The 19,773-nt window shown below is 69.7% G+C and carries 19 protein-coding genes and 2 pseudogenes; 16 read left to right on the forward strand and 5 right to left on the reverse strand.

Annotated features, from left to right (window positions below; all coding sequences use genetic code 11):
- Positions 1-61 precede the first annotated feature (61 nt).
- Positions 62-649, forward strand: coding sequence for a TetR/AcrR family transcriptional regulator (locus ACWC5C_RS36160; protein WP_450882593.1), 588 nt, complete (start codon positions 62-64; stop codon positions 647-649).
- Positions 650-671: 22 nt separating this feature from the next.
- On the opposite strand, the gene ACWC5C_RS36165 is transcribed toward ACWC5C_RS36160, so the two are convergent.
- The gene (locus ACWC5C_RS36165) at positions 672-1,289 is read right to left on the reverse strand and encodes a M23 family metallopeptidase (RefSeq protein ID WP_450882595.1); all 618 of its coding nucleotides are present in this window, start codon (positions 1,287-1,289) and stop codon (positions 672-674) included.
- A gap of 340 nt (positions 1,290-1,629) precedes the next feature.
- Between ACWC5C_RS36165 and ACWC5C_RS36170 the strand changes: the two genes are divergently transcribed.
- Positions 1,630-4,638 (forward strand): NACHT domain-containing protein, encoded by a 3,009-nt coding sequence (locus ACWC5C_RS36170; RefSeq protein WP_450882597.1) that lies wholly within the window; start codon positions 1,630-1,632, stop codon positions 4,636-4,638.
- Between the two features lie 26 nt (positions 4,639-4,664).
- Here the strand turns inward: ACWC5C_RS36170 and ACWC5C_RS36175 are convergent, their stop codons facing one another.
- Entirely contained in the window at positions 4,665-5,456 is a 792-nt protein-coding gene (locus ACWC5C_RS36175) for a thioesterase family protein (RefSeq protein ID WP_450882599.1), read from the reverse strand.
- A 60-nt stretch (positions 5,457-5,516) separates the two neighbouring features.
- Here ACWC5C_RS36175 and ACWC5C_RS36180 point away from each other — a divergent pair, with 60 nt between their 5' ends.
- Positions 5,517-5,969 (forward strand): Lrp/AsnC family transcriptional regulator, encoded by a 453-nt coding sequence (locus tag ACWC5C_RS36180; protein ID WP_385447567.1) that lies wholly within the window; start codon positions 5,517-5,519, stop codon positions 5,967-5,969.
- Here ACWC5C_RS36180 and ACWC5C_RS36185 read toward each other — a convergent pair.
- A complete protein-coding gene (locus ACWC5C_RS36185; RefSeq protein ID WP_450882601.1) occupies positions 5,929-6,333 on the reverse strand; it encodes a MerR family transcriptional regulator in 405 nt (134 codons plus the stop codon). The genes ACWC5C_RS36180 and ACWC5C_RS36185 overlap by 41 nt on opposite strands.
- 90 nt (positions 6,334-6,423) lie before the next feature.
- On the opposite strand from ACWC5C_RS36185, the gene ACWC5C_RS36190 reads away from it, so the two are divergent.
- The 8 genes from ACWC5C_RS36190 (at position 6,424) to ACWC5C_RS36225 (ending at position 14,909) form a co-directional block, all read left to right on the forward strand.
- On the forward strand, positions 6,424-7,554 hold the full coding sequence (locus tag ACWC5C_RS36190) for an NADH:flavin oxidoreductase (RefSeq protein WP_450882603.1): 1,131 nt from the start codon (positions 6,424-6,426) through the stop codon (positions 7,552-7,554).
- A 142-nt stretch (positions 7,555-7,696) separates the two neighbouring features.
- Positions 7,697-7,957, forward strand: coding sequence for an RNA recognition motif domain-containing protein (locus ACWC5C_RS36195; RefSeq protein ID WP_450882605.1), 261 nt, complete (start codon positions 7,697-7,699; stop codon positions 7,955-7,957).
- A gap of 140 nt (positions 7,958-8,097) precedes the next feature.
- The gene (locus ACWC5C_RS36200) at positions 8,098-9,462 is read left to right on the forward strand and encodes an LmeA family phospholipid-binding protein (protein ID WP_450882607.1); all 1,365 of its coding nucleotides are present in this window, start codon (positions 8,098-8,100) and stop codon (positions 9,460-9,462) included.
- 231 nt (positions 9,463-9,693) lie between these two features.
- Positions 9,694-10,770, forward strand: coding sequence for an NADPH dehydrogenase NamA (namA, locus tag ACWC5C_RS36205; protein ID WP_450882609.1), 1,077 nt, complete (start codon positions 9,694-9,696; stop codon positions 10,768-10,770).
- Between the two features lie 86 nt (positions 10,771-10,856).
- Positions 10,857-11,225, forward strand: coding sequence for a winged helix-turn-helix transcriptional regulator (locus tag ACWC5C_RS36210; protein WP_450882611.1), 369 nt, complete (start codon positions 10,857-10,859; stop codon positions 11,223-11,225).
- A 119-nt stretch (positions 11,226-11,344) separates the two neighbouring features.
- Positions 11,345-12,454 (forward strand): NADH:flavin oxidoreductase/NADH oxidase, encoded by a 1,110-nt coding sequence (locus tag ACWC5C_RS36215; protein WP_450882613.1) that lies wholly within the window; start codon positions 11,345-11,347, stop codon positions 12,452-12,454.
- A gap of 253 nt (positions 12,455-12,707) precedes the next feature.
- Complete coding sequence (locus ACWC5C_RS36220; RefSeq protein ID WP_385446791.1) at positions 12,708-12,833, forward strand: hypothetical protein; 126 nt, start codon at positions 12,708-12,710, stop codon at positions 12,831-12,833.
- A 117-nt stretch (positions 12,834-12,950) separates the two neighbouring features.
- Complete coding sequence (locus tag ACWC5C_RS36225) at positions 12,951-14,909, forward strand: ABC transporter ATP-binding protein (RefSeq protein WP_450882732.1); 1,959 nt, start codon at positions 12,951-12,953, stop codon at positions 14,907-14,909.
- A 704-nt stretch (positions 14,910-15,613) separates the two neighbouring features.
- Here the strand turns inward: ACWC5C_RS36225 and ACWC5C_RS36230 are convergent.
- Complete coding sequence (locus ACWC5C_RS36230; RefSeq protein ID WP_450882615.1) at positions 15,614-16,042, reverse strand: ATP-binding protein; 429 nt, start codon at positions 16,040-16,042, stop codon at positions 15,614-15,616.
- A 169-nt stretch (positions 16,043-16,211) separates the two neighbouring features.
- Between ACWC5C_RS36230 and ACWC5C_RS36235 the strand changes: the two genes are divergently transcribed.
- The 5 genes and pseudogenes from ACWC5C_RS36235 to ACWC5C_RS36255 form a co-directional block, all read left to right on the forward strand.
- A complete protein-coding gene (locus tag ACWC5C_RS36235) occupies positions 16,212-17,090 on the forward strand; it encodes a helix-turn-helix domain-containing protein (protein WP_450882617.1) in 879 nt (292 codons plus the stop codon).
- On the forward strand, positions 17,087-17,287 hold the full coding sequence (locus tag ACWC5C_RS36240; RefSeq protein ID WP_450882619.1) for a DUF397 domain-containing protein: 201 nt from the start codon (positions 17,087-17,089) through the stop codon (positions 17,285-17,287). Before ACWC5C_RS36235 ends, ACWC5C_RS36240 begins: the two co-directional genes overlap by 4 nt.
- Before the next feature lie 39 nt (positions 17,288-17,326).
- Complete coding sequence (locus tag ACWC5C_RS36245; protein WP_450882621.1) at positions 17,327-17,545, forward strand: DUF397 domain-containing protein; 219 nt, start codon at positions 17,327-17,329, stop codon at positions 17,543-17,545.
- A gap of 151 nt (positions 17,546-17,696) precedes the next feature.
- Positions 17,697-18,257 carry a GNAT family N-acetyltransferase gene (locus tag ACWC5C_RS36250; RefSeq protein WP_450882623.1) on the forward strand — a complete coding sequence of 187 codons (561 nt, stop codon included), beginning with the start codon at positions 17,697-17,699 and terminating at the stop codon, positions 18,255-18,257.
- Positions 18,251-18,563: pseudogene (locus ACWC5C_RS36255) on the forward strand (transposase); the annotation flags it as partial. The gene ACWC5C_RS36250 and the pseudogene ACWC5C_RS36255, both read left to right, overlap by 7 nt.
- Before the next feature lie 548 nt (positions 18,564-19,111).
- Here the strand turns inward: ACWC5C_RS36255 and ACWC5C_RS36260 are convergent.
- Positions 19,112-19,765 (reverse strand): annotated as a pseudogene (locus tag ACWC5C_RS36260) (response regulator).
- Positions 19,766-19,773: the final 8 nt, after the last annotated feature.

Genomic DNA, 19,773 nt, shown 5'->3' on the forward strand with positions numbered 1-19,773 from the left:
CGTCAAGTAAGTTCTGTTCGGCCTGCTCAGAGGGCTGGCCCCACCCCCACAGGAGAGCATCTTGGGCACTGCACCGCGCCGGGGCGATACCCGTCAGCGCATCCAGGACGTGGCCTTGGACCTCTTCGCCAAGCAGGGGTACGAGAAGACTTCGCTGCGCGAGATCGCCGAACAGCTCGATGTCACCAAGGCGGCGCTCTACTACCACTTCAAGACCAAGGAAGACATCGTCCTCAGCCTCTTCCAGGACCTGAGCAAGCCGCTGGACGAGCTGATCGCCTGGGGCGAGCGGCAGCCGCGCACCCTGGAGACCAAGCGGGAGCTGCTGCGCCGCTACAGCTCCGCCCTGGCCGACGTCGAGCCGCTGCTGCGCTTCATGCAGGAGAACCAGGCGACGGTGCGCGAGCTGAGCATCGGCCAGGTCTTCAAGGACCGGATGATCGCGATGTCCGCCCTCATCCGCGACCCCGACGCGGGCCTGACCGAGCAGGTCCGCTGCACGACCGCGCTCTTCAGCATGCACGCGGGGGCCTTCGCGCTGCAGACGATCGAGGGCGACCCCGAGGAGAAGCGGCAAGCCGTCCTCGAAGTCGCCCTCGATCTTCTGACCCAGGCGCACGCGCCAGCGGAGCGCCTGGGCGACCAGTGACGCCGGGAAGGCCCGGCGCCGGTCAGACCTTGACGCCGTGCTCCCGCAGGAAGGTCAGCGGCCCCACGGCCGAGCCGTAGTTCGGCGTCGTACGGACCTCGAAGTGCAGGTGCGGGCCGGTGGAGTTGCCGGTGCTGCCGGACAGCCCGATGTTCTGGCCGGTGGTCACGCTCTGGCCTATGCGCACGTCGATCCGGGAGAGGTGCGCGTACTGCGTGTACGTGGCGTTGTCGTGCTTGATCACGATGGCGTTGCCGTACGCCGGACCGTCACCGGCGCCGTTCGGGCCCGCCTTCACCACGACGCCGGTGTGCGCGGCGCGCACGGGGGTGCCGGTGGGCACCACGAAGTCCTGGCCGCTGTGGTTGTGCGACCACAGGTTGCCCGCCAGACCGAAGGCGGCGCCCAGGGTGTACTTGGCGACCGGGGTCTCCCATGCGTCGGCCTTCTTGGCCTTGGCGGCCTGGACGGCCTGGGCGGCCTGGGCCGGACCGCTGGGGGCGGTCGCCTCCGCGGCGAACGTCACCCCGGCGCCGAGCGCGAGCGAGGCGCCCACACCCACGGCGATCACGGCGGCGCGGGCCCGCGCGAGGGACGTAGGCGAATGCGGAAAACGACGGGTGGTGGCGCGCGGGGCCATAGGGGACTACCTCCGGGAATGCGTGAAGACGACGCCCCTTGGTATCCCGTTCGCGCGATATGGCCAAGATGCGTATCTACTAAGCACTTCCGTAGTTCGCGCGCTGACGACTCTCTTTCCTGAGGGGAATTCCGCCCCCGCTGACCTGGGTATATTCGCTGCCGCGCCGCTATTCCTAATTCCCGTAGTAGGCCCCGTAGGCGCTGTGCCGCATATCACCGTGCGGCGCGATCCCCGCCTCTCTCGCAGGGACTTCCGATTGTCCGTTTCGGGACCAAAGTCCCGCCCCCGCCGCTATGCTGACCGGCCAGGAGCCACCACTACCGGGGGGAAATGGGACGTGGATCCCGCAGTCATCGGCGCGCGCCTCGCGTCCAGCGCCGTCGCACCGCTCATCAAGAAGCTGTTCGTAGCGGAGGGGCCGGGCGCCGGGCTGGTGGACCGGCCGGTCCGTATCTCGTCCCTCGTCTCCTTCCGGGGCGAGAAGCGCACGCTGACCGACAAGGACCTGCGCAAGCTCGCCGCCAAGCTCGTCGAACGGGCCATGGCCGGGGTGGGTCCCGGCGAGCGGCCGATCCCCGCCGATGAGGCCGAGCCGCTGACCGACGCGCTGGCCAGGTCGCTGTCCGCACTGGGCGATCTGGCCATGGACGACGTCCAGGCCGTGCGGTTCGGCCACCGGGTGCTGGCCAAGGATCTCCACTACAAGGCCGAGCTTCCCGACGCCCACCTCTCGCTGAACGCGTCCCGGCTCTACCGAAGCCTCCTCGACACCGCCTGCCTGCACATCCTGCACTTCTTCACCCAGCGCTCGACCTTCGTCGCCCGCACCCTGGTCGAGCAGAGCGGGCAGCTCGCCGAGCTGATCACCAAGATCGACATCCTGATCGAGCGGCTGCCGTCCCAGTCCGCGCAGGACGCCGCGTTCGAGCGCCGGTACGCCGACTACATGATCAAGAAGCACGGCACGCTGACCATCGTCGGCATCGACCTCAGCCACGCCGAGGCCGCCTGGCCGCTGGACGCCGCGTACCTCAGCCTGGAGGCCGTCTCCCAGGACGACGAACGCCCCCTCGGCCTCGACGGCACTCCGCCCACCGCCCTCCCCGCCGACCGGGCCCTCTCCGGCCATGAGCGCGTCCTGCTGCGCGGCGTCGCGGGCTCCGGCAAGACCACCCTGGTCCAGTGGCTCGCCGTCTCCGCCGCCCGGCAGGAACCGCCGCGCGGGCTGGAGCAGCTGATCGGCCGCGTCCCCTTCGTCCTCCCGCTGCGCACCGTCGCCCGCCAGGACGCCCTGCCCTCCCCGGCCCGTTTCCTCGCCTCTGTCCACAGCCCCCTGGACGCCGCCCAGCCGTCCGGCTGGGCCGACCGCGTCCTCACCGCCGGGCGCGGGCTGCTGCTGATCGACGGCATCGACGAGATCCCCGAGCGCGACCGGGAGCGCACCCGCGCCTGGCTGGCCGATCTGCTGATCGCCTACCCCGGCAACCTGTGGCTCGTCACCTCCCGCCCCTCCGCCGTCGCCGACGACTGGCTCGCCGCCCAGGACTTCAGCGAGTTCGCGCTGTCCCCCATGAGCCGCGACGACATGACCGCCTTCATCGACCGCTGGCACGACGCGGCGCGCCAGACGTGCCGTACGGAGGACGAACACCTCGCCCTCGGCGCGTACCAGTCGGCCCTGCATACGGCCGTCCGCACCAAGCAGGACCTCAGCCGCCTCGCCACCAACCCCCTGATGTGCGGCCTCATCTGCGCCCTCCACCGGGCCCGGCGGGGCTATCTGCCGCCCGGCCGCAAGGCCCTCTACGACGCGGCGCTGTCGATGCTGCTGACCCGGCGCGACACCGAACGCCATGTCTACGCCCCCGGCGACATCCAGCTCGACGAGGAACCGCAGATCCAGCTGCTCCAGCGGCTGGCGTACTACCTGATCCGCAACGGCGAGGCCGAACTCGACCGCGACCGGGCCGAGGCCATCGTCGCCGAGGCCCTGCCGTCCGTCCCGGCCGCGCAGGCCCTGGGCACTCCGCTGCGCATCCTGAACCATCTGCTGCTGCGCAGCGGGCTGCTGCGCGAACCGTCCCTCGGCACCGTGGAGTTCGTCCACCGCACCTTCCAGGACTACCTGGGCGCGAAGGCGGCCGTGGAGGCGTGGGATGTGGGGCTGCTGGTCAGCCATGCCGACGACACCCAGTGGGAGGACGTCTTCCGCATGTCGGTCGCCCACGCGCGCCCGCGTGAGCGCGTCGAACTGCTCACCAAGCTCATGGACCGCGGCAGCGCGCACCCGGCCGTACGGGCCCGGCTCCACCTGCTCGCGATGGCCTGCCTCGAACACGCCGCCGACCTCGACCCCCATGTACGGGACCAGGTGAAGCGGCGCGCCGACGAAGTCATCCCGCCCCGAAGCGCCAGCGCCGCCCGCGACCTCGCCAACGTCGGCCCGCTCGTGCTCCAGCTCCTCCCCGGGCCGGACGGGCTTTCCGACGCGGAGGCGGAAGCCTGCGTGATCACGGCCTCGGTCGTCGGCACGGATGCCGCGATCCCGTATCTGCGCCAGTTCTGCACCCACCCCTCCCTCCCCGTCCGCGCTCAACTCGCCTCCGGCTGGCAGCGCTTCGACACCGAGCGCTACTTCACCGAGGTGATCTCCCATCTCACCCCCGGCGGTCTGTACTTCGTCGCCGAGTCCCTGGAACACCTGCGCCTGCTCCAGGACACCGGGCCCCGCCCGCTGCTGCTCCTGCGCGGCAACTTCACCGAGGACGAGCTGCGCACCGCCCTCGATCCCGGCCCCCTCACCCACCTCCGGATCGACGACAACGTCATGCTGTCCGACCTCGGCTGCCTCCGGCACCTGACCCGGCTGCGCGTGCTCACCCTGACCAAATGCCCGGGTGTCAGGGACCTGCTTCCGCTGGCGGATCTGGCGCTGACCACGCTGGATCTCGCCTCGCGCCACAACTACCGGTATTACGACAACCTGGCGCACCTCACCTCCCTGGACCACCTCAGGCTCATCGACCGGGACATCGAGCCCGCCTTGTATCGGCTGCCCCAGCTCTCCCGGCTCAGCATCACCTCGTACCGGCGTGACCTGACCCTGGACTGGGTGGCCGCGTGCTTCCCCGGCCTCCGTGATCTCCACGTCGAGGCCCAGAAGCCCGACGCCCGCGCCGTCGACCTCGCCCCGCTGCGCCCGCTCCGCCGCCTGGAGACCATCACCCTCCGGGGCGTCCACGCCGTCCGCGACGACGAGCTGCCCGGTGTGGCGATCCAGCCGCTCCCCCTCCCCCGCCGCCGCGCGGGCATCCCCGCCGAACCGGCCGATGGAGTCGCGCCATGACCACGTGGCCGGGGAGCGGGTGATGGTCAAGGCGCTTCGTCCGGCTGGGGGCGGACCGTGAGGATCTGCTGGGCGTGGCCGACCGGGCCGCTCAGGTCGTGCAGGACGGTGCTGGTGATGCCCTGGCCGGTGGGGCCGAAGGCGACGGTGGTGTCCAGGCCGGTCCAGCGGCCTTCGGGCTGCCGGTGGAAGTGGAGCGTCAGGTCGACGTTGGGGAACATCCAGGCGGTGGGCGACTGGCGCACGGCGATGCCGTTGGCGGTGTCGACCAGGGCGACGAAGGACGCCAGCGGGCTCGCCTTCTCGCCCGCGACGAGGGCCACATCGGTGGAGGCCCAGACCGTCGCGCGGCCCGGCTGGGGCTCGGCGAGCGGCCGGACGTCCAGGGAGGCGACGAACCCGCCGGGCCAGACGGTGGACATGTCCCAGGGCGCGAGCGCGTCCGGCGGGGTGAGGCGCTCGGCGCCGCCGCCCGCGACGGCGCCCGTGTCCAGGGCGGTCAGCAGCCAGGCGCGGGCCCGGACCACCGGGCGGTCCGCTATGCGCACGGTGGCTTCGAGGAGTTCGATGGTGCGGCCGGGCCGGATCGTCTCCACCCGGATCTCGCACTCCTCAAGGGCGAGGCGCCCGAGGATGTCGAAGCTGACGCGGCTCAGCACGAGACCGGCGTCCGGACGCCCGGCCACGTGGCGGTCGATGGCGTGGACGATGAGGCCGCCGAGCGGGCTGAAGTGCTGTTCGTCGGAGGCCCACGCGCCGCCCACGTGCTGGGTGGGCTTGAAGCGGTGGTCGGCGGTGCGCTCGAAGTAGCTGTCCAACGGGTTCCTCCTGGGCAGGTGTTGACGACACCACCGTAAAGGTGAGGGAGGATCTTCCCCATGGACGACGTAGACCGGAAAATCCTTGCCGAGCTGCAGAAGGACGGGCGGCTCACCGTGACCGAACTCGCCGAGCGCGTACGCCTCAGCCTCTCGCCCTGCCACCGGCGGCTGCGCGCGCTGGAGCGCTCCGGCGCGATCAGCGGCTACCGCGCGCACCTCGACGCCCACGCCCTCGGGCTCACCTTCGACGCCCTGGTCTTCATCACGATGCACGACGCGTCCCGCGACACCGTCGCCGCCTTCGAGGAGGCCGTCGCCGCCATCCCCAACGTGCTGCAGGCGCAGCGGCTGTTCGGCGACCCGGACTACCTTCTGCGCGTCGTCACCCGCGACCTGCCCGCCTTTCAGGAGCTGTACGACGACCGCCTCGCCACGCTCCCCGGTGTGCAGCGGCTCAGCTCCACCCTCGTCATGAAGGATGTCGTCGTGGACCGGCCGCTGCCCCTGTGAGGTGGGGCTTCCCGTGCGAGCAGGAGCGGACCTTCGTGGAGGCGATGACGGTTTCGAGCCGGTCGCGGGCGTCGGCCAGCTCGCCCATCTGGCGCTCGATGCGGTCACGCTCGGCCAGCAGCAGTTCCAGCATCGCCGGGGTCGCCTCACCGGTGTCGACGCACGGCATCAGCTGCACGATGGTGCGGCTGGAGAGCCCCGCCGCGAACAGCTGCTGAATCAGATGCACGCGGTCGGCCGCGCTCTCGGGGTAGTGCCGCTGACCGCTGGAGCTGCGCTCGGGGTGCAGCAGGTGCTGCTCCTCGTAGTAGCGCAGCGCCCGTACGCTCACCCCTGCCCTGGCGGCCAGTTCACCGATGCGCACGCATGCCTCCCTGCGATATTTGCCTCTGACGTCAACGTCAGGTTTTAGCTTAGCTCCGCGTAACGTCGTCCTGCTACGAGGAGCCTTCACGTGCCTGCCAGCAGCGCTGCCGCCGCCCGCGCGGCCCAGATCCTGTCCCGCCCGTTCACCCTGGGCGGGCTCACCGTGCCGAACCGGATCGCCATGGCGCCGATGACGCGTCAGTTCTCGCCGGGCGGTGTCCCCGGTGAGGATGTGGCGCGGTACTACGCGCGCCGGGCGGCCGGTGGGGTCGGGCTGGTCATCACCGAGGGTACGTACGTCGGCCACGACTCGGCCGGAGAGAGCGACCGGGTGCCGCGCTTCCACGGCGAGGACGCCCTGGCGGGCTGGAAGAACGTGGTGGCCGAGGTGCACGCCGCGGGCGGCCGCATCATGCCGCAGATCTGGCACGTCGGAGCAGTGCGCGACGAGGGTACGGGCCCGGTGCCCGGCGCCCCCACGCACAGCCCGTCGGGCCTCGCCCTGGACGGCACCCCCAAGGGGCGGGCGATGACCCAGGACGACCTGGACGCGACGGTCGCCGCCTTCGCCGAGGCCGCGGCGGACGCGGAGCGCACCGGCTTCGACGGTGTCGAGCTGCACGGTGCCCACGGCTATCTGATCGACCAGTTCCTGTGGGAGCGCACCAACCGCCGCACCGACGGCTACGGCGGCGCCCCGGTCGCCCGTACCCGCTTCGCCGCCGAGATCGTGGCCGCCTGCCGGAAGGCCGTCTCCCCGGACTTCCCGATCGTCTTCCGCACCTCGCAGTGGAAGGCCAACAACTACGACGCGAAGCTCGCCGGGACCCCGCAGGAGCTGGAGGCGGTCCTCGCCCCGCTCGCGGAGGCCGGGGTGGACGCCTTCCACTCCTCCACCCGCCGGTACTGGGTGCCGGAGTTCGAGGGCTCGGACCTGAACCTCGCGGGCTGGACCAAGAAGCTCACCGGCAAGGCCACCATCAGCGTCGGCTCCGTCGGCCTGGACAAGCAGTTCGACCCGTCGTCGTTCCAGAGCGGGACCCGGACCGGGGTGGCGGGCATCGAGCCGCTGCTGGACCGGCTGGAGCGGGACGAGTTCGACCTCATCGCGGTCGGCCGCGCCCTGATCGGCGACCCGGAGTGGGCCCGCAAGGTCCTCGAAGGGGACACCGACGCGCTGGTCCCCTTCGCCTCCGACCAGCTCCAGAAGCTGCACTGAGCCCCGTCCGGGACCCGGCGGCGGGAGCCGCCGGGTCACCGGTTCGGCCGCATCGCGATGGCCCGTTTCCTCCCTCGCTGCGACGATTGACCCGATTGGCGCCACCTTGACGGCGTCCCGGAGCAGGCAGGGAGAGCGGGTCATGTCGAAGCGGCTGCATGTAGGCAATCTCAGTTACGAGACCACGCGGGAAGACCTGGAGAAGCTGTTCGGGCAGTTCGGGTCGGTGATGGACGCGACCGTCATCACCGACCGGGACACCGGGCGCTCGCGCGGGTTCGGGTTCGTGGAAATGGCGGACATGGACGCCGAGAAGGCCATGGCCCAGCTGGATGGACAGGAGATGAACGGACGGTCCGTCACCGTCACAGAAGCGAGGGCGGTTTCACGCGGCGGACGGTGACCACGCCGCTCGGACGGCGGGCGGACGGCGCGCGGACGGCGGGCGGACGGTACGGCGGCGGAGCCGCGTGAGCGTGCCGTTCGCCACGTATCGCCGCTAGGACTTGCGGGTGGAGCTATGCGGCGTGGTGGTATTGGGCGATGCGATCCCCCACACGCATATCTTCACCTCGTCCCCACAATCCCCACCCCAGCGACCGAGCGGACAGCCCGCCCAGCGCGGCGCACGGCGACACGCCGGACGACGCGCGGCAGGAGGGCAACTCGTACAGCAACCCGTACGAGGAACTCGCCGAGCTGGCCGATCCGTACGACCCCGAGGACCCGCTCGGCCTCGGGCTGAAGCCGGATGACGACGACACCGCCGACCTCGGCGGCGCCGGAGCCACCGGCAAGGACGGCGCGAGCGGAGCCGACGGAGAGCCGTGGTCGCCGCCCGACCACGGCCGCTCCCGGCGCGCCCGCCGCCGAGGGCGCGGGCGCGGGCGGTTCAAAGCGGTGCCGCTCACCGCGAAGTTGGTCATCGGCGTGCTGGTGCTCGCGGCACTGGCGGTGCTGGCCGACCGGTGCGCCGTGATGTACGTGGAGCGCAAGGCGGAGGCCGCGCTGCAGAAGAAGCTCAAGCTGGCCACCGCGCCCAACGTGACCATCCACGGCTTCCCGTTCCTCACCCAGGTGACGGACAAGAAGCTGCAGCAGGTCGACGTGGCGGTGCCCGATGTGGCGGCCGACCGCGTCTCACTCGCCGAAGTGAACGTCCAGGCCCAGGACATCCGGCTGAACGCCGATCTGCCCACGTCCATCAAGGGCGCCGTCGTGGAGCGCATGAAGGGCGACGTCCTGCTGGCCTTCGAGGACCTGGACCGGGAGCTGGGGGCCTCCCAGGTGCGGTTCCGGGCGTTCGGACCCAACTCGGTGCGCGCGGACGGCAAGCTGCCGGTCGCCGGGCAGGATGTGTCGCTGCACGCGATGGCCCACATACAGCGCCAGGGAGACCGGGGGATCTCCACCGAGGTGACCGGCATGCGGCTGGAGATCCCCGGGATCGCCACCTACCGGCCGGGCAAGAACGCCGGGCTGCGGCTGCACCCCAAGGCGGCCAAGCAGATCAGCGAGGACACCGCGAAGGCGAGGGCGCTGCTGGCGGTGCCGTCGGTGGCGGAGCGACTGGGGGTCGCTCCCGAACCGGCCGGGCGGGCGCGCCAGGACGACCGTCAGCTGGACAAGATCACCGGGTCGCCGGAGTTCATACCGTCCCTGACGAAGGTCAACCTCGTCGACGTGACGAACGAGCACCCCGAGCTGGTCAAGAAGCTCGGCATCGACCCGACGGTGGCCGCCGCGCTGACCAGGTACAAGCTGCCGGAGCTGTCGGAAAAGCTGTCGCTCTCCTTCCAGCTGCCGGAAAAGGCCAAGGGCATCAAGATCCAGAACATAGGCGTGAAGCCGGATGGGATCGTGGCCGACCTGACCGGCAACCAGATGGGCTTCGGAAAGCGGCCGTAAGAGCGGTAGCTCGCGAAGCAGCTCACCGGCCTGCCCGTACTGGCGACGGCGTCGCGCAGCGCGTCCCGCGACGGGGCACGCGCCGTTCCATCACCGGCATCGACTGAGCATCGCTCCCCCTACTTACTTTTTTGGCAGTACATTCAAAAAAAGTCCGTACTAGTGCGCAATGGAGCAACCGCCTAATCTCGTAATCGCACACCAACTGTGACCGAGATAGGTGAGATTTCCTTGTCCGCGAAGCTGTATGAGCCGATCACTATCCGCGATACCGAATTCCGCAACCGGATAGCGATGTCCCCCATGTGCATGCACTCGGCCGACGCGGGCGGCCGCGTCTCCGATTTCCACTCGGTGCACTACGGCGCACGCGCCCTGGGTGGCGCCGGCCTGGTGATGCTGGAGACGACGGCGGTGCTGCCCAATGGCCAGATCGGCCCGGGCGACCTGGGAATCTGGGATGACGAGCACATCGAGGGACTGTCGCGTCTGGCCGAGGTGATCCACGGATTCGGGGCGAAGGCCGGCGCACAGATCGGCCACGCCGGCCGACAGCTCGGCATCGAATCCCTCACGCCCGTGGCGCCCTCGGCAATCCCCTTCGGCCCCGACTCGCGCGTGCCCGAGGCACTGACGGTCGAGGGCATCAAGGGGGTCGTCGAGGCCTTCCGCAAGGCCGCGGTCCGTGCGAAGTCGGCCGGTTTCGACGTGATCGAGGTGCACACGGCTCACGGCTATCTGCTCAACGAGTTTCTTTCGCCGCTGGCCAACCAGCGCACGGACGCGTACGGCGGCAACCACGAAAACCGCTATCGGATAGTGCGTGAAGTCATCGACGCCGTGCGCGGTGAATGGGACGGCCCGCTGTTCGTGCGCATATCCTCCACGGACTACGCCGAGGGCGGGAACACCCCGGAGGACTTCGTCGTCTTCGGCCGTTGGATGAAGGACCAGGGCGTCGACCTGATCGACGCCTCCTCGGGTGGTATCGCCCCGGTGAAGGTCACTTCCTTCCCGAACTACCAGGTTCCCGCTGCCGACCTGATCCGGCGGGAGGTCGGCATCAAGACCGGTGCGGTAGGCCTGATCGAAAGCGGTCGGCAGGCCGAGGAGATCCTGCAGAACGATCGCGCGGACATCGTCCTGATCGGCCGGGAGATGCTGAAGGACCCGTTCTGGGCGCGCACGGCCGCCGACGAGCTGCGCACGCCGATCGAGCCGCCTCTGCAGTACACCCGTTACGGCTCGGCCTGGCAGCGTTCGCAGCCGCCCCGGCCTGCCGCGCCGTTGGCCGCGACCGCGTCCTGACCGGTCGGCGGGGCTCCCCGTGGACAATGAACCAGGGAGGGGACACCCGCTGCCCTGGTGGTATGACGAATCGGAAGTGCTGTCCCATGCCGAGAACACGACCGTTCAACGACCTGCCCGGTTGCGCGATGGAGGCAACCGTCAAGATCATCGGTGGCAAGTGGAAAGGAGTGATCCTTTTCCACCTGCTCGACGGCACCATGCGCTTCAACGAGCTGCAACGACAGATGCGCGGCATCGCCCCGCGACCGCTGACCAGGCAGCTCCGCGAACTCGAAGAAGACGGTCTGGTGGAGCGCACCGTCTACCCGGTCGTGCCTCCACGGGTCGAGTACTCCCTGACCGAGGAGGCACGGTCGCTGGAACCGCTGCTGCTCGGCCTGAACGAGTGGGGCGAGCAGTGGTTGTCCCGGCGCGGCATCACCCTGCCGGCCACCGGAACCGATGACCAGTGAGCCCGGCCACCCCGCGTCAGGCGTTCGCCGATGACTCCCAGGTTTCGCCGCTCGCGGCGAAGTTCGCCGACCACGACCCGATTCACCACGACGCACCACTCTGAAAGACGACAGTACTGATGAGCGCCCTGTTCACCTCCCTGAAGCTGCGATCCCTCCGGATACCGAACCGGGTCTGGATGTCCCCGATGTGCATGTACTCCGCCGCGCCCGAGGGCCCGGAAACCGGTGTGCCGACGGACTTCCACCTCACGCACCTGGCCTCCCGCGCAGCCGGCGGCGCGGGCCTGGTGATGGCCGAAGCGACCGGCATCCGCCCCGACGGGCGCATCAGCCCCTGGGACCTGGGCCTGTGGAACGACCGCCAGCAAGAGGCGTTCACGCGGATCACTCAGGCCATCAAGGCCCAGGGCGCCGTCCCGGCCATCCAGCTCGCCCATGCCGGCCGTAAGGCATCCGTCGACAAGCCCTGGCTGTCCGACCGGGCCCTGCCCGAGAGTGAGGGCGGCTGGCAGACTGTCGCCCCGAGCCCGATCGCGTACGACGGCCTGCCCGTCCCTCACGAGCTGACCGTGGATGAAATCCAGCAGCTCATCCGTGACTTCGCCACCTCCGCCCAGCGTGCCCTGGCAGCGGGCTTCGAGATCGCAGAGGTCCACGGCGCTCACGGCTACCTCATCAACTCCTTCCTCTCCCCGGTCTCCAACCACCGCACCGACGCCTACGGCGGCAGCTTCGAGAACCGCATCCGCTTCGCCCTGGAGGTCGTCGACGCCGTACGGGCGGTGTGGCCCGAGGAGCTGCCAGTCTTCTTCCGCTCCTCCGCCACCGACTGGCTGACCGAGAACCCCGGGGACGACCGCGAGGGCTGGACCGGAGAGGACACCGTTCGCCTCGCCAAGGAACTGACGGCCCTCGGCGTAGACCTCCTCGATGTGTCCACCGGCGGCATGGTCCGCGACGCGAAGATAGCCGCCGGTCCGAACTACCAGGTGCCCTTCGCCGCGCAGGCCCGCGACGAGGCCGGCATCCCCACAGCCGCCGTCGGCCTCATCGCCGAGCCGCAGCAGGCCCAGGACATCGTCGCCTCCGGGCAGGCCGACGCAGTCTTCCTCGGCCGTGAACTCCTGCGGAACCCGTACTGGCCCCAGCACGCCGCCCTCGCTCTCGGCGTCGAGCCGGCCTGGCCGGACCAGTACGCCTATGTCGTCAAGCGCCGCACCCGCTGACACCCTTCCGCTTCCGCCACCGGCCCCTTCGTTATGTCCGGGCGCCCGGACGCATACGGCCGCGCGGCGGTTCCCGGGATCTGCTGAGAAATCCGTCAGACGGCTCTGGGCAAACACACAGCGGAGTCCGAACTGGCTCACGGATAGCCCTCCTAATGTTTTCCATGTCGAAACCGAACGGCCCAGCCGAAAGGCAAAGCCGGAGGCCCAGACAGAGAAAAACAATCGCCGACATTCGTGAGAGGAAATCCCCATGAGCTTCAAGAAGATCGCCCCGGTCAAGCCCGCCCGCAAGCCCGAGCCGGGCAAGAAGAAGCACCCGAAGCCCGCCCCGAAGGCGCCGCAGAAGCGTCAGCCCCGCCGCCCCATCGGCGGCTGACCCACCCACTGAAAGGCGGGCCCACGGCAATCGCGCCGCGGGCCCGCCTCGGCCGTTTCCGGACCCGGGAGACCCCACGTGACGACACCACCGCCCCCTTACGACGACCAGGCCACCATGCAGCTGCGCATGGTCGTGGCCGATCCCGCCACCAGCCGGGGGCGGCACCGGCGGCCCGGGCGGCCTCGCCCGTACGGCCGTCACCAGCGGGCGGTGCAGCCGCTGCCCGAGGCGTACGCGTACGTCCCCGCCCCGGAGGACGGCGAGGAGCCGGAGCAGGCCGCTCCGCAGCTTCCGGCGCGGCTGGCGTTCCGCCGGTTCTGGCCGCTCACCAGGGGCGATCGCCGCTGGATCGTGCTGATCTGCGTCTGCGTCATCGCCGCGGCGCTCGCCGAGACCGCCGCGATCCTGCTCTTCTCCGACCTCACCGACAACGCCCTGCGGCAGGGCTCGCTCAGCGCGTTCTGGAGCCCCGCGGCGCAGTGGCTCGCGGTCGCCATCCTCGGCGCGGGCGTCGGCTACGCCGGCAACTCGCTCGCCGTCTGGACCGCCGAGCGCTTCGTGATGCGGCTGCGGGCCCGGGTCTTCGGGCACGTCCAGGACCTGCCGCCGCACTTCTTCTCCCGCCACCGCCAGGGCGATCTGCTGGAGCGGCTGACCGGGGACATCGACGCCATCGAGCAGATGGTGGTGTCCGGGGTGGTGGGCACCGTATCGGCCATCTTCAGCACCGTCTTCTTCTCCATCGCCGCGTTCACCCTGCGCTGGGACCTGGCGCTGGCCACCTTCGTCCTCGCGCCGCTGTTCTGGCTGGCCGCCCGGCGCTTCTCCGGCCGCATCAAGTCGGTCGCCCGGGAAGAGCGGGTGGCCGACGGCGCGATCACCTCCGTGGTCGAGGAGTCCCTGTCGAACGTCGTGCTGACCCAGGCGTACAACCGCAAGGCCGCCGAGGAGGACCGGCTGCGGCAGGAGGCGGGGGCATGGATGGGGGCCTCGGTGTCCGGGGCCCGGATGAGCGAGCTGTACGAGCAGATCGTCGAGGTCCTGGAGACGCTGTGCGTGCTCGCCGTCATCGGACTGGGCGCCTGGGAGATCTCCCAGGACCGGATGACGATCGGTCAGCTGCTCGCCTTCGCCGCCTTCCTCGGCTACCTCTACCCGCCGATCCGCAACCTCGGCCAGCTGGGCCTGACCCTCACCGCCGCGACCGCGGGCGCCGAACGGCTGCTGGAGATCCTCGACGCCGAACCGGCCGTACGCGACCCCGCGCCGGGCGCGGCCGCCCAGCCGTGGCGGGTGCACGGCACGGTGGAGTTCGACCGGGTCGCCTTCCGCTACCCGGGCGCCGAGCGGCCGACCCTGGCCGGGGTGTCGCTGACCGCCCGGCCGGGCGAGTTCGTCCTGATCACGGGGGCCAGCGGGGCGGGCAAGTCGACCGTCTCCAAGCTGCTGCTGCGCTTCTACGACCCGGGCGAGGGCTACGTACGTCTGGACGGCGTCCCGCTGCACGCCCTCCCGCTCACCTTCCTGCGCGACCACGTGACCCTGCTGCCGCAGGAGACGCTGATCCTGCACGACACGATCCGCGAGAACATCGCGTGCGGACGGCCCGGGGCGAGCGACCACGACATCGCCCGCGCGGCGCGCGACGCGGCCGCGGACGAGTTCATCCGCGCCCTGCCCGACGGCTACGACACCCGGATCGACCCGCACACCGCCCAGCTGTCCGGCGGTCAGCTCCAGCGCATCGCCATCGCCCGCGCGATGCTGCGCAACGCGCCCGTGCTGGTCCTGGACGAGCCCACCACCGGCCTCGACGCGCTGGCCGCGCGACGCGTGGTGCGGCCGCTGCGGCGGCTGATGGCGGGCCGTACGACCATCATGATCACCCACGACCTCAACCTCGCCCCGGACGCCGACCGCATCCTGGTCCTCGACCACGGCCGCCTCGTGGAATCCGGCACCCACCGCGAACTGCTCGCCCTGAACGGCGCCTACGCCCGCCTCCACGGCTCCCAGAACGGCTCCCTGACGGACACCGGATCGCACCCCACGGTCCAGCTCGGCCCGTCCTGACGACGCTCGTGAACGAGCACGTAGGCCCGCACGAGCAGCCCGGTGTCGCCCCACGCTGGCGGGACGTCAGGACGGCGCGTCGTGGTCCTCGCCCTGCGCCGCGCTCGCGCGCCCGGAACGCAGGGAGGCCACGGCGTCGGTACGTCGCGCACGATGACCGTCGCCGGTCGGCCGACCGGCGTCTCGGCGCCGATCCGGTGTTTCCCGCAGGGGCGAGGTGTCCAGAACGCCACCACCCAGGCGAGCGAACGAACGATAAGGTTCAACAAGTCAACAGCTCCTGTCTGTTGGCTGCCCCGGGAAGGCGCTGCATGCCCTCCCGGGGCGTTTCTGCGTGGGGACGCAGGGGCCCCGCCTGCGGAGGTACGGGGCCCCTGCGCGGGCTCGACCAGCGGCAACGGGGTGCGCGCTGGGAGCCCCATTCACCCGTTACGCGGTGACGTCCTCCCGCGTAACGGGGGCCTGTGGGGTGTGCGGCGGCGGGTGGATAGCGAATATCCGCCGTTCGCCTCCGACCGACACCCGCAACTCGTATCGGTGCCCCCCGTGCAACTTTGTCGCGGCTGAGCGGTAGTTGCGGTTCGTGTACCAGCGGTTGAAAGCGAAGCGTTCGCCTGCAGTGAGCGGCTGTGCGTGGATCGCTCGGGCCATGGCCCGTATCGCCTGCGTCCTGGTGTGGTGCCGTTCTTCCGTCTGGCCGTACGTCAGCCGGTACACGGAGCCCCACGGGCGATGGCGAATCGGGCCCAGACACATTTGGCGGTGGCGCCCCTGCTTTCGTGTCCCCACTCATCCGCCAGTTTCGAGACCATGAAGAGCCCCCGCCCCGTTTCCGCTTCGGAATCCGCGATGCGGAGTTCGGGGACCCTGTCTCCATCGGGGTCCGAGACCTCAAGCAGCAACCATGCGTCTTGCGTGGACACGCTGATTTCGATCACCGCGTACGACACGCGGCAGTGCTTGATGGCGTTGGACACTAGTTCGTCAGCCGACAGGGTGACGTCGTCCGCTAGCGCGGCATCAATCCCCCAGTCCGCGAGGGCCTTTTGCACCCGGGCACGTACGCCCGGGACGTTACGCCTGCGCTTGGACACCTTGAAGGTGTCTTGGTGGTCCGCCATTGCGGTGGGCATCCACTACCCCCTGACTGTGCATCACGATCGCGCCATGTAGCGGCGCATGCACAAGAGGTTAGAACTGCAAGTCTGCATCTCGCAACCCTCCGTTATGCAGGTTCGCGCGCTGCGGAGCTACTGTGGTGTCGAGCCCTACAGTTGATGGTCAGCAGAGAGGGAGGGGCCCATGCCCGCAGGGGGACGGCCGACCGTGCGCAGCAGGCGACTCGGGTCAGCACTCAAGAGGTACCGCCTCGCGGCCAAGCTCGATCAGCCGCAGGCTGCCAAGGTCATCGAGTCATCGCCAACCAAGATCAGCCGGATCGAGTCCGGCCATTCGACCGCTCGCGTGGTCGACGTGCGCTTGCTGCTCGACGCTTACGGCGTCACGGACAGCGAAACCCGGGCGAGGCTGGAGAATCTGTCGAGGAACGCGAACCGGCGCGGATGGTGGCTTGAGCATGCGGCACACCTGCGACAGGACTACTTGGATCACATCTCGCTGGAAGATGACGCAACGCACATTCGGGAGTGGCAGCCCGCCCTCATTCCGGGACTGCTGCAAATTCCCGCATACGCAGAGGCCGTCATCACCAGTGGACCCGGGTTCATCGACCCCGACAAGGTGCCGAAGCTGGTCAAGGTGAGGGGCGACCGGCAAGCAAGAATCGATGAGACGGAAGGTGCGGCGAACTACACGGCAATCATTTGGGAGCCGGTGATCGTCCACCCCATCGTGCCGATCGACATCTACCATGAACAGCTCGCGCACATCATCAAAGTGAGCAAGCGACAGAACGTGACGCTGCAGGTTCTGCCTATCTCGGCCGGTGTCAAAGCCACGATGCCGTCCGCGTTCTCCTGCTTCTCGTTCGACACAGAGCCACCGACTGTCGAAGCGGTGACGCTGGACAACCTGCGCGGTTCGGCCATCCTTGAGGGCGCAGAGGACCTTACGGCTTACACCCTGGCCTTTGACCAGCTACGATCGGCGGCACTGGCCCCGGATGCAAGTGTAAGACTCATTCGGGACGTACTGCGGAGAAGCAAGGAAGAATCAAATTGACTTCTAACGTAATAGGGCCCTACCGGAAGTCATCGTATTCCGGCGGGGAAAACAACTGCGTAGAGGTTGCGGACACGGCCGATCGCGGCCGTTCCGTACGGGACAGCAAGGATCAGAGCGGCCCGTCTCTGGCATTCAAGGGTGACGCGTGGAGCGCGTTCATCCTGGGTGTCAAGCGGAGCGAGTTCGACCGCTAGTCGACAACTCAGAGACGCGCGAAGGGCCCCCGGCAAGCCATGCCGGGGGCTTGGTCGTGTCCGCGCGCGTCCGCGTTCCCCTACTTCTCCTTTGACACAGAGCCAGCACCATCGAAGCGGCGATACCTTGGCCTTGGCCCCAATGGCGGCCGTTCCGTACGGGACAGCAAGGATCAGAGCGGCCCGGCTGTGGCGTTCACGGGTGGCGCGTGGAACGCGTTCATCCTGGGCGTCAGGCGGAGCGAGTTCGACCGCTAGGCGCGTGGGTCAGTAAACAACTGCTGGAATGCCGCGCCTCGTGGTGAAGTGCGGCTGCCGAGCACTGCTCTTGAAAAGGCGTGGCTGCCGGGCAGTCGTGATGCGAAAATCGGTCCGCAACTTAATCCGCATCCGCGTCCCGGGGGTCCGCATGGAAGTCGCTTCGCTGCTGCCGTTGACCACGGCCCGGTTGTCGCTGCGTCTGTTCACTCCCGGCGACGCCGACGACCTGTACGCCTACCAGAGCCTGCCGAGCGTTGCGCGCTACCTGTACCGGCCGGTGCACACGCGTGAGCGCAGCGAGCAAGTTGCCGCCGAGCGCGCGGCGCAGACGGCCTGGCGCGTCGACGGGGACAAGCTGGCGCTCGCTGTCTGCCGACGCGATGAGCCCGGCGTCCTTGGCGAGGTGAGCCTTGCCCTGGCCGATGCCCGCGCAGCCCAGGCCGAGATCGGCTGGACTCTGGACCCAGGTCACCAGGGGCACGGCTACGCGACCGAGGCGGCCTCGACGCTGGCCGGGTTGGCCTTCGACACGCTGGGCGTGCACCGGCTCTACGCACGGCTGGACGTGGAGAACACCGGGTCTGTGCGGGTCTGTGAGCGCCTCGGGATGCGCCGGGAGGCGCACCTGGTCGAGAACGACCTCGACGGGGATCGCTGGGGCAGCGAGTACATCTACGCGGCGCTGTCTGCGGATCTCAAAAGATGCTGATGCTGCCGCCGTCACTGGATGAGTGGCTGCCCGAGGGGCATCTGGCCCGATTCGTGGCCGAACTGGTCGACGAGGTGCTCGACCTGGGCCCGATCCTGGCGTCCTCCACCGAGAAGCGCGGGTTCCCGCCGTATGACCCGCGGTTGATGGTCCGGCTGCTGATCTACGGGTACACCACCGGAGTGCGCTCGTCGCGGGCGCCTGGCGCAGCGACTGGGCATGGTCAAGATGGGCCGGGTCGCACTCGACGGCACGAAACTGCAGGCCAACGCCTCCAAGCACAAGGCGATGAGCTACCACCGGCTGAACGCGTCAGCCCCGCCCCGCGCGGACGCATCCCGGCCGACGCCACAGCGCGCGAGCGCATGGCCCGCAAACCGCGCACCAAACCCGGACGCGCTGTCTTCGGGCAGGTCGGAACCCCCGGACTGGCCGCCGCCCGAGCCTGAGCGCCCAGGCGGCACCATCACCCTCCACTGCAACCACACCCCGCACCCGCCCCGACACCGCCGACAAACCCCAGACCGCCAGAGATCCGACCACCAACCCTCGGCGGCTTGCCCGTTACCGACCCACGCTCCTAGTCGACAACTCAGAGGCGTACGAGGGCCCCGGCAAGCCATGCCGGGGCCCTGTCGTGTCTGGCGCGCCCCAGGCACCCGCCAGATTGTCGGTCGTTCGGCCGTCTGCGGTGCCCGGCGTGCTTCCCTACGGTCGATTGAGCTGGTCAACCCAGCTCGAAACACAGGGGGAAGCACGTCTTATGAGCACCATTCGGATCACTCCGCACCGCGCCCTCGGGGAGACGGGCGCCAACGAGTCGTACGCGCTGCGGTGGGGGTGCCGACCCGGGCTCACAGGTCCTCGACGGCCACCAGCCCGTCCTGGATGGCCCGCGCCACCAGGCCCGCTTTCGTGCGGGCCGGGCGGCCCGCGTTCGCGTACTTGATGCGCACCCGGTCCAGGTAGGTGTTGACCGTCCGCACCTTGATGTTGAGCCGCTGCGCCACCAGTTCCTTGGACTCCGACTGGAACCACTCGATCAGCACGTCCTCCTCGCGCTGGGAGAGCCGGGGCCGGTCGCTGCGGGCGTTCGTCCCGAGCGCGCCCGCCAGCGCGGGCGGGGTGTACGGGTGCTGGCGGGCGGCGGCGAGGGTCGCGGCCACCAGGTGGCGGCCGCCCTCGGTCTTCGTCAGTTACGTGGCGGCGCCCAGGTCCAGGCAGGTCAGCGCCGTCTGCTCGTCGTCGCGCATCGTGTAGACGACCACCTGGCGCCCGGCGTCCACGAGCCGCCGCAGCTCACCGAAGGCGGGCCCGGCGTCGCTCAGCTGAAGGTCGAACACGACGACGTCGGCGCCGTCGCCCGGCGGTGTCCACGCGGTGGCGGCGGTCTCGCCCGCCGCGATCACCTCGATCGGCTGCTCCGAGGAGGCGTACCACGCCTCGACCCCCGCGAGGATCGCCGGATGATCGTCTATCAGCGCCACGCTGACGGCCTCGGTCGGCATCGTCTCCC

This window comes from Streptomyces sp. NPDC001700, assembly GCF_053596435.1.

Coding starts and splice junctions, on each gene's coding strand:
- ACWC5C_RS36165 (WP_450882595.1), bottom strand. CDS start 1,289: ATGGCCCCGCGCGCCACCACCCGTCGTTTTCCGCATTCGCCTACGTCC.
- ACWC5C_RS36180 (WP_385447567.1), top strand. CDS start 5,517: ATGGACGACGTAGACCGGAAAATCCTTGCCGAGCTGCAGAAGGACGGG.
- ACWC5C_RS36195 (WP_450882605.1), top strand. CDS start 7,697: ATGTCGAAGCGGCTGCATGTAGGCAATCTCAGTTACGAGACCACGCGG.
- ACWC5C_RS36200 (WP_450882607.1), top strand. CDS start 8,098: ATGCGATCCCCCACACGCATATCTTCACCTCGTCCCCACAATCCCCAC.
- ACWC5C_RS36210 (WP_450882611.1), top strand. CDS start 10,857: ATGCCGAGAACACGACCGTTCAACGACCTGCCCGGTTGCGCGATGGAG.
- ACWC5C_RS36215 (WP_450882613.1), top strand. CDS start 11,345: ATGAGCGCCCTGTTCACCTCCCTGAAGCTGCGATCCCTCCGGATACCG.
- ACWC5C_RS36220 (WP_385446791.1), top strand. CDS start 12,708: ATGAGCTTCAAGAAGATCGCCCCGGTCAAGCCCGCCCGCAAGCCCGAG.
- ACWC5C_RS36225 (WP_450882732.1), top strand. CDS start 12,951: ATGCAGCTGCGCATGGTCGTGGCCGATCCCGCCACCAGCCGGGGGCGG.
- ACWC5C_RS36230 (WP_450882615.1), bottom strand. CDS start 16,042: ATGCCCACCGCAATGGCGGACCACCAAGACACCTTCAAGGTGTCCAAG.
- ACWC5C_RS36235 (WP_450882617.1), top strand. CDS start 16,212: ATGCCCGCAGGGGGACGGCCGACCGTGCGCAGCAGGCGACTCGGGTCA.
- ACWC5C_RS36245 (WP_450882621.1), top strand. CDS start 17,327: ATGCCGGGGGCTTGGTCGTGTCCGCGCGCGTCCGCGTTCCCCTACTTC.
- ACWC5C_RS36250 (WP_450882623.1), top strand. CDS start 17,697: ATGGAAGTCGCTTCGCTGCTGCCGTTGACCACGGCCCGGTTGTCGCTG.